Source organism: Streptomyces sp. 2A115 (assembly GCF_052245575.1).
In the GTDB taxonomy this organism is placed as follows: Bacteria; Actinomycetota; Actinomycetes; order Streptomycetales; family Streptomycetaceae; genus Streptomyces.
On record NZ_JBQQCG010000006.1, the window covers coordinates 151,994 to 165,481 of the forward strand.

Consider the following 13,488-nt stretch of genomic DNA (forward strand, 5'->3'; position numbering starts at 1 on the left):
CTCGGGAGAGCCCGTCCCGGGAGACCTCACCTCGGGTGACCCCGTCTCGCATCGCGCCCATACTCAACCCCTCGGCTCCCTGGGAAGGCCGAGCACGCGCTCGGCGATGATCGTGCGCTGGATCTCGTCCGAGCCCCCGTAGACGGTGTCGGCCCGGCTGAAGAGGAACAGGTGCTGCAGAGCGTCCAGTTCGTACGGCTTCGAGGCCGACCAGTCCACCGGCCCCACCGCCGCGCCCGCGCCCCGCACCTGCACGGCCAGCTCACCGAGCCGCTGATGCCACCGCCCCCACAGCAGCTTGGCCACACTGGGGGCACCGAGATCGGCCGAACTCCCCAGCGTCCGCAAGGCGTTCCACCGCATGGCGCGCAGCTCGGCCCACTGCCGTACGAGACGGTCACGTACGACGGGATCGTCCACCGCACCCGTAGCGACGGCCACCTCGACCACCCGCCCCAACTCCTTCGCGAAGCCGATCTGTTGGGCCAGCGTGGAGACGCCCCGTTCGAAGCCCAGCAGCCCCATCGCGACCTGCCACCCGTTCCCCTCGCCCCCGACAACGTGCTCCACGCGCGCGTGCGCACCGTCGAAGAAGACCTCGTTGAACTCGCTCGTCCCGGTCATCTGGCGGATCGGCCGGACTTCGATGCGACCCGGCTGGTCCATGGGCACGAGCAGGAAGCTCAGCCCGTGATGCCGCCGGGATCCCGTTTCCGTGCGGGCCAGGACGAAGCACCAGTCCGCCTCGTGGGCGAGCGAGGTCCAGATCTTCTGCCCGGTGATCCGATACGTGCCCGTGTCCGCATCCCGTACCGCCGCCGTCCGAACCCCCGCGAGGTCCGAACCCGCGCCGGGCTCGCTGTACCCCTGGCACCAGAGCTCCTCGCCGCGGGCGATCGGCGGCAGGAAGCGTTTCTTCTGTTCGTCGCTGCCGTTGGCGATGAGCGTGGGGGCGAGGAGGTTCTCGCCGATGTGCCCGGAGCGAGCGGGGGCCCGGGAGCGGGCGTACTCCTCCGCCCAGGCGACCTGTTGGGTGAGGCCGGCCCGCCGGTTGCCGTAGCCGTCCTCGGGCCAGCCAAGGCCTATCCAACCGGCCTTGCCGAGCGCGCGTTCCCACGTCCTGCGCTCCTCGGCATCCGTTGCGTGCTCCGCGAGCCACGCCCGCGCCTCCGCACGAAACGCCTCGTCCGACGGTGTGAATCCGAACTCCATGAAGTACTCCCGCCCGCCTGGATAGGGACGCGGGGCTGTGACGTTCGTGGCTCCGCCGTGTGGGCGTGACCGGCCACAGACAACCCGCACCCACCGAACCGCCCAGCCCCTGCGGCGCCCGTCACGCCCGCCGCGCGGAGCGCCTCGCCGCTTCCGCCATCTCCTCCACCTGCTCGAGCATCGGCATCGGGTCCACGCCCACGGTCCCCGGCAGGAAGTCCGCGATCCTCTCCGGCGTCCAGGACCCCTCCGCGTACGCGGCGCGGAGTTCCCGCGGCTGCGCCCACACCGCGATCTTCGGCCCGGCGATCGTGTAGACCTGCCCGGTGATCCGCTCCTCGCGGGCCCGGTCCGACAGCAGATAGGCGACCAGCGCGGCCACGTCCTCGGGCTCGCCGATCTCCTTCAACTCCATCGGCACGTTCGCCGACATGCGCGTACGGGCGACCGGTGCGACCGCGTTCGCCGTCACCCCGTACTTGTGGAGGCCCAGCGCCGCGCTCCGTACGAGCGAGATGATCCCGCCCTTCGCCGCGCTGTAGTTGGCCTGGGAGACGGATCCCTGATGGTTGCCGCTCGTGAACCCGATGAGCGTCCCGGACCGCTGCCCCCGCATCACCGCCGACGCCGCGCGGAACACCGTGAACGTGCCCTTCAGATGCGTGGCGAGGACCGGATCCCACTCCTCCTCGGACATGTTGAAGAGCATCCGCTCGCGCAGGATGCCGGCCACGCAGACGACCCCGTCGAGCCGCCCGTACTCCTCCACCGCCGTGTCGACGACCCGCTGCCCGCCCGCCATCGTCGAGATGTCGTCGGCCACCGCGACCGCGTCCCCGCCCGCCGCCTCGATCTCCTTGACCACGGCATCGGCCACCGAGCTCGTCGGCTCCGCCCCCTCGATCGACACCCCGAAGTCGTTGACGACGACCCGCGCCCCTTCAGCCGCGGCCGCCAGCGCGACCGCGCGTCCGATGCCCCGCCCCGCCCCGGTCACGGCGACGACCTTGCCTGCCAAGAAGTTCCCCACGCCCCGGCCCCTTCCCGCAGTTTCTGACGGTCCGTTAGATTCGACTCAGATTCTACGACCCGTCAGATACCCGAAGACAAGCCCTGGGGAGGGTCCATGTCACTGCCGACGCTGCATCCGGCGTTCCACGACATCGCCAAGCGCGTGAACAACTGGGGCCGTTGGGGCGCCGACGACGAGATCGGCACGCTGAACCTCATCACCGACGCGGTCGTCCGCGAGGCCGCCGCGACCGTCCGTACGGGCCGCCGCGTCCCCCTCGCCCTCCCCCTCCAGCAGGACGGCGTGCAGACCGGCATGATCCCGGGCCGGATCAACCCGCTGCACGCGATGGTGCAGATCAACCAGGAGATCTTCGGCCCCGGCACGGTCGCGTGCAACGACGACGCGGTGACGATGGGCCTCCAGGCGGCCACTCACTGGGACGCGCTCACCCATGTCTCACACTCGGGAAAGATCTACAACGGCCGCCCGGCCGACACCGTCACGGCCCACGCGGGCGCCGAGTTCAGCGGCATCGACAAGCCCCGGCACATCGTCTCGCGCGGCATCCTCCTGGACGTGGCCCGCGCACGCGGCAAGGAGCGCCTGGACGGCGGCCACCCGGTCACCCCCGAGGACCTGGAGGCGGCCGAGGAACTCGCCGGCACACAGGTCCGCGCCGGCGACATCGTCCTGGTCCGCACCGGCCAGATCCAGCTCTACTTGGCCGGCGACAAGCACGCGTACGCGTACCCGTCCCCCGGACTCTCCGTCCGCACCCCGGAGTGGTTCCACGCGCGCGACGTCGCGGCGGTCGCGAACGACACCATGACCTTTGAGATATTTCCGCCGGAAATAGAGGATTTGTGGCTGCCTGTGCACGCTCTCGACCTCGTCGAGATGGGCATGCTCCAAGGCCAGAACTGGAATCTCGAAGAGTTGTCCACAGCCTGTGGACAAGAATCCCGGTACGTGTTCCTGCTGTCGGCGATGCCCGAACCGTTCGTCGGCGGCACAGGGACCCCCGTGGCACCGGTCGCCATCCTCTGAGACACCCCTGAGCGACCCCGCCGAACAGGCGACGACACCTTGAGAGAGCAGGGCCCGCAAGAAGGGTCGGCTGGCGGCGCGTCACTGCTCGCCCCGAGCACAGCACCGCGCGCCGCCATCCGGCTCCGGCGTACCCGCCCCGCTCCTGACCCCGTAGGAGCCGACGCCGAATCACGATCCGCACTCGTCAAGGGCTCCCGTCACCGAAACCCTCGTCGTCCCCTCACGGCGAATCGCTGACCACAAGCGTGATCAAACGGACAGGTCACGTCAATACCCACTCGGGGATTCGCCACTTACGCACCTTTTGCGAGGGTCACCGGCGGAAGCACTGCCCGGCGCACCCGGCGGCACCGGACGCCCGAAACCCCGACGCCGTGCGCCGACGCCACGGGGCACGCCCCGCTCAGACCGCCTCGTACGCCAGATCCCCGTACGCCACCGGAGCCGAGTCGCACGTCGCCCTGACCGCGGCCTGGGGTGAACAGCTGTCCACCTCGCACCAGATGCTCTTGCCGACGCCCTCGGAGTTCCAGCCCCAGCGGTCGGCGAGGCCGTCGACGAGCGCCAGGCCGCGGCCGTTGGTCTCGTCGCCGTCAGCGCACCGGGGGCGGGGCGGGCGGGCGCTGGCGTCGGCGACCTCCAGACGGACGGTGGCGGAGGTCTCCCCCACGGCCGCGTCCCCCGCCGCATCCGGCAGCGACAGGCGCAGCACGGCGGGTCGGCCGGTGTGCACCACGGCGTTGGTGACGAGTTCCGAGACGAGCAGGATCAGCGTCTCCGCGAGCGGTTCATCGACCCCTATCCCGGACCCGGCAAGCCGCGAACGGGCCCACCTCCGGGCTCGCCCCACCTCCGCGGGGTCGGGCCGGATCTCCAGCTGCACTTGAAGCACCTGCACCGCTCACACCATCCGAACCGGCGGACACATCGCCTCGCGCCTCGCAAGGGCCACGATCGTGGTCAGAAAAGGGCTCACGGAACGTGATTCCCTTACGAGACAGCATGGTTGACGTACAGTCACCCCAACAAGCGCTTCGGGCATATTCCAGCGCGAAGGAGTACGCGTGCGGCATACTGTGCGACGCTCGCCACGGGGAGTCGAACAAGCAGGTACGATCCTTCGCCCTGCCCTGCGAGCGGCGCGCATCGCCGGATCCGGGGCTGCCTCAGGGGCAACACCGTGATGGCCCGGCCTCAGAACCACTCGCATCCCACACAAGGTACCGGAGCAGAGCGCTGACTCCAGGCCGTGACGAGTCACGCCTAGGACACAACCCGATATCAACGCTCGGTAATTCCGGTATGCCACGTTCCGCGACTTCCATCCCTTCCGACCCTTTCCGTGGTGCCACGATCGGCGGCAATTCGCTCCGACGGTTCACCTCCTGGGCTCGGCCGCGGCGATCAGCAAGTCCTCCGCGAGTGCCTCCTCGGCCTCGGCCGCGCTCTGTCCCCGCCGGGTCCGCAGCCAGGCCCGTTTGAGGTGAAGGTGCACGTCGGACTCCCATGTGAAGCCCATGCCGCCGTGCACTTGAAGGCAGTCGCGGGCGCCGCGCTCGGCGGCGTCGTCGGCGAGCAGCCCGGCCGCCGCGATGTCGAGCCGGTCGGCCGTGACAGCGGCCGCGTACACCGCCGCGCGCGCGACTTCCACGCGCACCAGCATCTCCGAGCACAGGTGTTTCACCGCCTGGAAGGCCCCGATCGGCTGCCCGAACTGCTCACGGGTCCGGGCGTGTTGCACGGCCAGCTCACAGGTGCGTGCGGCCGAGCCGAGTTGCTCGGCGGCGGTCAGCAGAGCGGCCAGGGGATCGGGCGGTGCGGCCCGGGGTACCCGGTGCAGCGGCGTGAGGGGGTCCACCGACCGCAGCTCGACGGCTCCGGTCACGTCTCCGCGTACGACGTCCGCCTCGTTCAGCCACTCCACGAGCGTGCCGTCCACGGCCGCGACTACGGTCTCGCCGGTGGCGGCGCCGGGCACCTCGCCTGCCGCGAGGTGCGTGGCCACGAGCGGTCCGGGGAGCAGGGCCCGCCCGGCCTCCTCGAAGGCCAACACCGCCTCGGGAAGACCGAGTCCGACCCCGCCGTCCGCCTCCGGGAGCCGGAGCGCGAAGAACCCCGCCTCGCCCAACTCCCGCCACAGTGCGCGGTCGAGGCCGGGCCCGCTCGGCAGGTCCACGGCGGCCCGTAGTCGCTCGCGTCCGAAGCGCCGGTCCAGCAGTTCTCGTACGCCTGCCCGCAAGGCTCGCTGGTCATCGGAGAGTTGGAAGTCCATACCCGCGACGTCACCGCCCCTTCGGCAGGCCCAGGATTCGCTCGGCCACGATGTTCCGCTGGATCTGCGAGGTGCCGGCCGCGATGGTGTAGGAGAGGGACGACAGCCGGTCCAGGGTCCACTCACTGTCGAGGTCGAGCCCTTCCGGGCCGAGCACGTCCGCCGCCAGGTCGTACAACTCCTGCCGCGCCTGCGAGTACCTCAGTTTGAAGACCGAACCCCCGACCCCCGGCACCCCGCCCGTCCGCTCCGCCTCGCCGACGTTCCACTGCGTGAGCCGCCACAGCGCGCGGAACTCCGCGTTGAGCCGGCCGAGCCCGCGCCGCAGCGAGGGGTCGTCCCAGCGCCCGTTCTTCCGGGCCTCGCACGCGAGTCCGCCGAGGACGCGGCGGCATGCCACCACCTCGCCAACGAAGGCGGTGCCGCGCTCGAACGACAGGGTCACCATGGTCACGCGCCAGCCGTCGTTCTCCTCGCCGACCCTGTTGGCGACCGGCACCCGCACCTCGTCGAGGAAGACCTCCGCGAACTCGGTCGAACCCGCGAGCGTACGCAGCGGGCGCACCGTGATCCCCGGGGCGTCCATCGGCATCGCGAGCCACGAAATTCCCCGGTGTTTCGGCGCCTTCGCATCGGTGCGCACCAACAGCTCGCACCAGTCGGCGACTTCCGCGTGGGAGGTCCAGATCTTGGATCCGCTCACTACGTAGTCGTCGCCGTCCCGCCACGCGCGCGTGCGCAGTGCCGCGAGGTCCGAGCCGGCGTCCGGCTCGCTGAACCCCTGGCACCACACCTCCTCGCCGCGCAGCACGGGCGGCAGCCAGCGCGCCCGCTGCTCGGCGGTTCCCTCGGCGGCGATCGTGGGCCCGGCGTGCAGCAGCCCGACGAAATTGGCCCCTACGTAGGGGGCACCCGCCTTTTCCGTCTCCTCCAGGAAGATCAGATGCTGGGTGGGGGTGGCTCCGCGGCCGCCCGCGTCGACGGGCCAGTGGAGTCCCGCGTACCCGGCGTCGTACAGCATCCGCTGCCAGTCGAGGTCGTACGCGCGCCGCCCGGGCCAGTCGTCCGGGGACGGCTTCGGGGGCAGCGTGGGGAGCACCTTCGCGAGCCATTCCCGCAGCCGCGCCCGGAAATCGTCCTCCTCGGGCGTGTACGTGAGATCCATGGCCCGGGCCACTTCCCCTCCGGCAGGCAGATCTGATGGGTCGTCAGAAAGAACGCTAGCCCCCACACCCTGGACCGACAAGGCGCCGGGGCCTACGCTCTCCACGAAATCTGACTGTCCGTCAGCTATGAGGAGTACGGGCATGACCGATACCGCGCATGTACTGGGCGCCTCCCGGACCTTCTGGGAACTCGTCGAGCGCCGCGCCGCGCTCACCCCCGATCGCCCCGTCCTCCTCCAGGACGACCGGACCCTCACCTTCGAGGAGCTGCGCTCGGGTGCGGAGCGGGCCGCGGCGGGCCTGTACGACATGGGCGTACGCCCCGGGACGGTCGTCGCCTGGCAGCTGCCCACGCGCATCGAGACGGCCCTGCTCGCGATGGCCCTGGCCCGGCTCGGGGCCGTGCAGTCGCCGGTGATCCCCTTCTACCGGGACCGCGAAGTCGCGTTCGCGCTACGGGAGTCGCGGGCCGCGCACTTCGCCGTGCCGGGCGAGTGGCGCGGTTTCGACCACACCGAGATGGCGCGGCGCATCGGGGCGCGGGGCGTCTTCGAGGCGTACGACTCACTCCCCGAAGGGGACCCGTCGGTGCTGCCCCCGCCGCCCGTGAGCGGCACGGACGTGCGCTGGATCTACTGGACGTCGGGGACGACCTCCGACCCCAAGGGCGTGCTGCACACGGACCGTTCGCTGATCGCGGGCGGCTCGTGCCTCGCCCACGCGCTGCACCTGTCGGCCGACGACGTCGGGTCGATCGCGTTCCCGTTCGCGCACATCGGCGGGCCCGACTATCTGGTCATGCTGCTGCTGTACGGGTTCCCGGCGGTGCTCTTCGAGAAGTTCGCGCTGCCGGACTCTCTGGAGGGTTGTCGCAAGCACGGGGTGACGGTGGCGGGCGGGTCGACCGCCTTCTACTCGATGTTCCTGGCCGAGCAGCGCAAGCAGCCGGGCGAGAGGATCATCCCGACTCTGCGGCTCCTCGCGGGCGGTGGGGCGCCGAAGCCGCCCGAGGTGCACCACGCCGTCGTACGCGAGATGGGCGTCCAGCTCACCCACGGATACGGCATGACCGAGGTGCCGATGATCACGATGGGCTCGCCCGACGACACTCCGGAGAACCTCGCCACGACCGAGGGACGGCCCCCGGAGGGCATGGAGATACGGATCGTGGACGGGGAGGTGCGGCTGCGCGGGGAGGCCGTCTGCAAGGGGTACCTCGACGCGGCGCAGACCGCGGAGGCCTTCGACGAGGACGGGTTCCTGATCACCGGGGACCTCGGTCGGCTCACGGAGAGCGGGCATCTCGTGCTGACCGGCCGCCTCAAGGACGTCATCATCCGCAAGGGCGAGAACATCTCGGCCCAGGAGATCGAGGACCTGTTGCACCGGCATCCGGCGGTGGGCGACGTGGCGGTGGTCGGGCTGCCGGACGCCGAGCGCGGGGAGCGGGTGTGCGCGGTGGTCGAACAGCCGGAGGGAGCTTCGGAGTTGACTCTCTCCGCCGTCACCGCCTACCTGCGCGCGGAAGGGCTGTCCGTGCACAAGCTGCCGGAGCAGCTGGAGGTGGTGGACGCCCTTCCGCGCAACGAGACACTGCGGAAGGTGCTCAAGTACAAGCTCAGGGAGCGCTATTCGGGCACCGTGAAGTAGCGGGCGAAGGCGCTCACGATCTCCGGCTCGGTGACGCGGCCGTCGGTGTCGGTGTCGAGCGCGGTGGCGGCCCCGGTGGCGATGTCCTCGCTCACGCCCAGGACTTTCAGGACGCGCGCGGTCTCGGCCACGGTCACGGCTCCGTCCGCGTCGCCGTCGGCCACGGCGAGGGCCGCGTCCAGGAAGGGGCGGGCGATGTCGGCGAACCGGTCCGGGTTGTCCCGCAGCCGCTTCACGGCGCCGTACACGAACTCCTCGCGGGTGATGCGCTGGTCGCCGTCCCGGTCCGCGATCCCGGCCATGCCCTGCCAAAAAGCCTCGGCGCCGATGTAGAGGGCCTGGCCCTTGTCGGACCGGGCCGTCGTGCCGAACTCCGCGAGCAGCGCCTTGGCCGCCGCACTGAAGTCCTCGCGGTCGATATAGCCGTTGCCGTCCTGGTCGAAGGTGGCGAACCGGGCGGCGATCTTTCGCTCGTACTCGGTGCTGACCATGTCTGTTCGGGCCGCCTTACATCACGTGGGTGCGTCTGGCACGGAGCGTACGACGAGCGGGGCCCTCGGGGAGCGGGAAAGCGACGCTTGTGCCAAGACCGAGGGAATTCCCCGACAACGTCGTTGCACGGTTCCGGGACGATCATCCCGCACGTGACGCGAATCATGCCGACAAAGGGCTCGATTCGTCGTCCACGGCCGCGCTCACGTCGGGATACACGTCGAAGAGGCGGCGCACACCCAGGGCACCGAGGACCCGGTTGACGTGGGCCCCTCCCCCGATGTCGAGTTCACCGGGCCGGGAGGCGCCTCCTTCCGCTCCCTGAGCGGGCAGGATCAGACGAAGCCGGCCCTGGCAGGAACGGACCAGCCGGCGGGTGGCGATGAGAACCCCGACGCCGCTGGAGTCGCAGAAGAGGACTCCGGAGAGATCGAGGACGATACTGTGCCGGCCGTCGGCCACCGCGTCGTGCACCCGCTGGCGCAGCACCGGTGACGTCACCAGATCCATCTCGCCCGAGACCCAGAGCACGGCCCAGTCACCCTGCTCATCGTCGGTCACCCTGAGCGTCACGCGCCTGCCCCTCGCTCGACGTTGTCGGACCCGGACCGCGCGGCGACGCCGGACCCCCGAAATCGGAAGCGGAATAAACTCCTTCGCTTCCCTTGGTGCGCGGCTGCCCCGCCCTCGCGGCGTGAAACACGGGATGCTGAAACGAAGCGTGCCCCCGCGTGGACCCCTTCAGTCGAGAACGATCGATTCCAGTCAGGCCTGATCAGGCCAAGTTGGGGTAAGTGCACGCGCAGAGCGGCTCGGCGCGCGCGCAGCGTGAGGCCGCGCGCGCAGCGCGTGAGGAAGGCACTACCATCCGCGGCTCGGCCAGGGGCGCGCATTGCCACAAAGGGGCGTGCGCTGTCAGGGGTGCCGACTACATTCGGGAGGAAGCCGGAGAGGAGAATCCGGTGGACACAGGGACAGGCGCCGGGCACGACCAGGGGTGAGGGGGCCGCATGGCCAAGCAGGACGCGCCGCCCCGCTGGGACCGCAAGATGCAGCAGCGGCTCGCACGCGGGGAGGCGGCCGCGCTCGGCGAGCTCTATGACCGATTCGCTTCACTCGTGCACGCCCTCGCCCATCGTGTGCTCGGAGACGAACACGCCGCCGACGGGATCACCCGCGAGGTCTTCGCCCACGTCTGGGAGAACCCCGAGGCGTACGACCCCAAGCACGGCCCCCTGCGCTCCTGGGTCGCCACGCTCACCCACCGCCTCGCCGTGCAGCGCCTGCGCGCGACCGAGACGGCCGCGCTCGCCCAGGACGGCCGGGGCAGCACCGAGGAGCTGGAGCGCAGGGTTCGCCGCGCCTCGGTGGCAGCCCGCGCCGACTACATCGTCACGTCCATGCCGACTCCGCTGCGCGCCGCCCTGGAACTCGCCTACTTCCAGCGCCGCGACTACCGCCAGGCCGCCACCGACCTCGGCGTCACCGAGGACGAGGCCCGCCGCCGCCTCCGCCTCGGCCTCCAGCTCCTGTCCACCGCCCACGACACCGGCCCGTCCGGGGCACCGCCCGAGCACGGAGGTGCGCGGTGAGCGGCGCGAACCGCTTCGAGGCGCACGACGGCCACGACGGGTACGGGCACGGGGACGGCACGGACCCGGAGGAGTACGACGGCCGAGCGGACCCACCGGAGCACAACAGTCCGGGCTCCGGGCACGGCCCACAAGGACCCGGCGACCCCAGGAACCCCGAGAAGGGGAACGGCCAGGATCCCGACGAGCCCCCGCGCATACCCATGCCGCGCTCGTCGGTGGAGGACACGGGCCTACCTCTCCCCGAACCAGCTCTCACACCCCTCGTCCTGGAACACCGGGTCCTGAAGGCCCTGCTCGGCGCGTGGGCCCTGGCGGCCTGCTCGCCCGAGGAGACGGCGGCCGTCGAAGACCACCTCGGCACCTGCGGCGCCTGCGCGGACGAGGCCCTGCGCCTGCGCGAGGCGGTCGGCCTCCTGCACCCGTCGGAGAGCCTCGACCTGGACCCGGCCCTGCGCAACCGCGTCCTGGAGAGCTGTCTGGACCGACGCCCGCCCCGCATCCCGGTCCCCGAATGGGCGGCCCCGTACGACGCGGAGACAGCCCGCCTGGACGCCCTGTTGCAGGACATCGGCGACGCGGAGTGGCACGCACCCGTACGCCTGCGCTGGTTCGAGGGCAACGACCCGACAAGCCGCCGCACCACAGTCGCGGGCGTGATCGCCCATCTCCTGACGGTCGACGGCCTGGTCGCCCTGGCCCTCGGCCTGGACGACCCCCTCGGCGACACACCGGCGGACAAGGCGACCCCCTCGGCCCGCACGGAGGCCTTCTGGCGAGCCTCGCACTTCCCGCCCACCCGCTCCGTACGCGCCCCGTGGCGCGAGCAGGCCCACAACCTGGTCCGCACGGTGGCCTTCGCGGCTGGGGGTACCTCCCGCGCGAGCGAAGCCGAGCGTGGGGGAGGCTCCGGCCGGCTCCCCGTCTCGTACGGCGACTTCGAACTCCCCCTACGGGACTCGATGCTGGACCGCGCCTTCGAGTGCTGGGTCCACGCCGGCGACATCGCGGACGCCGTCGACTACCCCTACGGGCCTCCCTCCCCGCGCCACCTGCACGCCATGATCGACCTGGGCGCCCGCATGCTCCCCAACACCCTGGCCGCCCGCCGCCAGGCAGGCCTCGCCCCTCCGGGTCACGCCCGGCACCTGGTCCCGGCCGGCGCCCCCGGCCGCAGCCTGCGCCTGGAGATCGAGGGCCTGGGAGGCGGCGAGTGGCTCATCCCCCTCGACTCTCCCGGCGCCCTCGCCTCCGCCGAACACGAGGTGGCCCACGTAGCCCTGGACGGCGTCGAGTTCTGCCAACTGGCCGCGGGCCACGTCTCCCCTGAAGAGGCGGCAGCAGGCCAGGTAGGAGACCGAGAGGCAATCAGAGACGTGCTTTTCGCAGCGGCCTCACTGAGCCGCATGTAGAAAGCCGAAATCGGGGGCTCCGCGCCCAGTAGGGGCGCGGAGCTGAGATATACGCGGCTCCGCCGCGGGGCGCGACCGGCCCCCCACCGGACCCGCACCCAACAAACCGCCGGCGGCCTACGCGAAGACGACCGTCCGCCGCCCGTTCAACAGAATCCGCCGCTCCGCATGCCACTTCACGGCCCGCGCCAGCGCCTGGCACTCCACATCACGCCCCACCGCGACCAACTGCTCCGGCGTGGCCTGATGCCCGACCCGCTCGACCTCCTGCTCGATGATCGGCCCCTCGTCGAGGTCGGCCGTCACATAGTGCGCGGTGGCACCAATGAGCTTCACACCACGAACATGCGCCTGGTGGTAAGGCTTCGCGCCCTTGAAGCTAGGCAGGAACGAGTGATGGATGTTGATGATCCGCCCACTCAACTGCTTGCAGAGGTCGTCGGAGAGGACCTGCATATACCGCGCGAGCACGACAAGCTCGACGTCCTTCTCCCGCACCAGCTCCAGCAACTGCGCCTCAGCCTGTGCCTTGTTGTCCTTGGTTACCGGAATGTGATGGAAGGGAACGTCGTACGAAGCAACGAGTTCAGCGAAATCAGTGTGATTGGACACCACAGCCGCGATCTCGACGGGCAACGCCCCGATCCGAGCCCGGAACAACAGATCGTTCAGGCAGTGCCCGAACCTGCTGACCATCAGCACGACCCGCATCCTGTCCTCGGCCCGGTTGATCTGCCAGTCCATCTGGAAGGAGTCACCGATCGCCGCGAAGCTCGCCCGCAGCTTCTCCACCGTCACCGACGCCTCCGCCGAGAAGTGGACCCGCATGAAGAACAGCCCCGTGTCGTGATCACCGAACTGCTGACTGTCCTCGATGTTGCACCCGGTCATGAAGAGATAACTCGACACGGCGTGCACGATGCCCTGTTTGTCAGGACAGGAAAGAGTGAGGACGTACTGCTCAACCGGCGCGGCGACACGGACGGACTGCTCGTTCATGCCCGCCAGGGTCCCATATCCCCACACCGCGACGAGCAGGCGTCCCGAGTGCCGGACCCCTCGCGGGCGCGGCCGGCGCCCGCAACCCGCGGATCACCGCCGCACCGAGCGGAGCGCCTACGCGGTCCGGGTCATGATCCGCAAAACCTCGAGAGTGCGAGGCGCGGCGTCGGGATCCTCCCCATCGCTCACGGCCATCCGCACATGCGCGTCCCGCGCGGCCCGCACAGCCTCCCCCCACCCTTCGTGATCGAGGTACGCGGAGACGGCCGCATCAGGCCCCACCTGATGCATGATCCTCAGCACCCGAAGCACGGCGGTATCGACAAGCGCCGCCTCCTGCGAGTCCCGGAAGATCGTCCCGACGTACTTCTCGGCGGACCAGTTGTCCAGCCAGGTGTCCTCGACGAGCCGATAGACGGCATCGGTCACGTCTCCGTACCCGTCGATCCCAGCGAGCCAGACGCCCCGCTGGAACTCGGGGTCGGAAAGCATGTGCAGCGCGGAGCGCACATTGCTGCGCCAGCGCCACCAGGGCATGTCGTTCAGTGGCATGTCGCCCATGGTGGATGAGCGACGGCCGCGACGGGAAGAGTTCTCCGAACCTTGCACGGTCATCGATCGTACG

At 70.4% G+C, this 13,488-nt stretch carries 13 protein-coding genes; 4 read left to right on the plus strand and 9 right to left on the minus strand.

Translation table 11 applies throughout. From position 1 onward, the window contains the following. Positions 1-63: 63 nt before the first annotated feature. Entirely contained in the window at positions 64-1,212 is a 1,149-nt protein-coding gene (locus ACTWQR_RS08055; protein ID WP_443226227.1) for an acyl-CoA dehydrogenase family protein, read from the minus strand. A 121-nt stretch (positions 1,213-1,333) separates the two neighbouring features. Next, positions 1,334-2,242 carry an SDR family oxidoreductase gene (locus ACTWQR_RS08060; RefSeq protein WP_443226228.1) on the minus strand — a complete coding sequence of 303 codons (909 nt, stop codon included), beginning with the start codon at positions 2,240-2,242 and terminating at the stop codon, positions 1,334-1,336. A gap of 96 nt (positions 2,243-2,338) precedes the next feature. Here ACTWQR_RS08060 and ACTWQR_RS08065 point away from each other — a divergent pair, with 96 nt between their 5' ends. Beyond that, on the plus strand, positions 2,339-3,274 hold the full coding sequence (locus ACTWQR_RS08065; RefSeq protein WP_443226229.1) for a cyclase family protein: 936 nt from the start codon (positions 2,339-2,341) through the stop codon (positions 3,272-3,274). A 406-nt stretch (positions 3,275-3,680) separates the two neighbouring features. On the opposite strand, the gene ACTWQR_RS08070 is transcribed toward ACTWQR_RS08065, so the two are convergent. The 3 genes from ACTWQR_RS08070 to ACTWQR_RS08080 all read right to left on the minus strand — a co-directional run bounded on the left by ACTWQR_RS08070 (position 3,681) and on the right by ACTWQR_RS08080 (position 6,714). Continuing rightward, a complete protein-coding gene (locus tag ACTWQR_RS08070) occupies positions 3,681-4,160 on the minus strand; it encodes an ATP-binding protein (RefSeq protein WP_443226312.1) in 480 nt (159 codons plus the stop codon). Positions 4,161-4,655: 495 nt separating this feature from the next. Then, positions 4,656-5,549, minus strand: coding sequence for an acyl-CoA dehydrogenase family protein (locus ACTWQR_RS08075; RefSeq protein WP_443226230.1), 894 nt, complete (start codon positions 5,547-5,549; stop codon positions 4,656-4,658). Positions 5,550-5,559: 10 nt separating this feature from the next. Next, positions 5,560-6,714: an acyl-CoA dehydrogenase gene (locus tag ACTWQR_RS08080; RefSeq protein WP_443226231.1), complete on the minus strand. Its 1,155-nt coding sequence runs from the start codon at positions 6,712-6,714 to the stop codon at positions 5,560-5,562. Between the two features lie 142 nt (positions 6,715-6,856). On the opposite strand from ACTWQR_RS08080, the gene ACTWQR_RS08085 reads away from it, so the two are divergent. Continuing rightward, complete coding sequence (locus ACTWQR_RS08085) at positions 6,857-8,365, plus strand: class I adenylate-forming enzyme family protein (RefSeq protein WP_443226232.1); 1,509 nt, start codon at positions 6,857-6,859, stop codon at positions 8,363-8,365. Here ACTWQR_RS08085 and ACTWQR_RS08090 read toward each other — a convergent pair. Continuing rightward, positions 8,344-8,856: an EF-hand domain-containing protein gene (locus ACTWQR_RS08090; protein ID WP_443226233.1), complete on the minus strand. Its 513-nt coding sequence runs from the start codon at positions 8,854-8,856 to the stop codon at positions 8,344-8,346. The genes ACTWQR_RS08085 and ACTWQR_RS08090 overlap by 22 nt on opposite strands. Positions 8,857-9,019: 163 nt before the next feature. Next, a complete protein-coding gene (locus ACTWQR_RS08095) occupies positions 9,020-9,430 on the minus strand; it encodes an STAS domain-containing protein (RefSeq protein ID WP_443226234.1) in 411 nt (136 codons plus the stop codon). A 437-nt stretch (positions 9,431-9,867) separates the two neighbouring features. Here ACTWQR_RS08095 and ACTWQR_RS08100 point away from each other — a divergent pair, with 437 nt between their 5' ends. Beyond that, positions 9,868-10,449, plus strand: a complete 582-nt coding sequence (locus tag ACTWQR_RS08100) for a sigma-70 family RNA polymerase sigma factor (RefSeq protein ID WP_443226235.1) — start codon at positions 9,868-9,870, stop codon at positions 10,447-10,449. Then, entirely contained in the window at positions 10,446-11,861 is a 1,416-nt protein-coding gene (locus ACTWQR_RS08105; protein WP_443226236.1) for a zf-HC2 domain-containing protein, read from the plus strand. The genes ACTWQR_RS08100 and ACTWQR_RS08105 overlap by 4 nt, the downstream gene beginning before the upstream one ends. Before the next feature lie 117 nt (positions 11,862-11,978). Here the strand turns inward: ACTWQR_RS08105 and purU are convergent, their stop codons facing one another. After that, a complete protein-coding gene (gene purU / locus ACTWQR_RS08110; protein ID WP_443226237.1) occupies positions 11,979-12,860 on the minus strand; it encodes a formyltetrahydrofolate deformylase in 882 nt (293 codons plus the stop codon). A 117-nt stretch (positions 12,861-12,977) separates the two neighbouring features. Continuing rightward, on the minus strand, positions 12,978-13,478 hold the full coding sequence (locus ACTWQR_RS08115) for an SCO4402 family protein (protein ID WP_443226238.1): 501 nt from the start codon (positions 13,476-13,478) through the stop codon (positions 12,978-12,980). Positions 13,479-13,488: the final 10 nt, after the last annotated feature.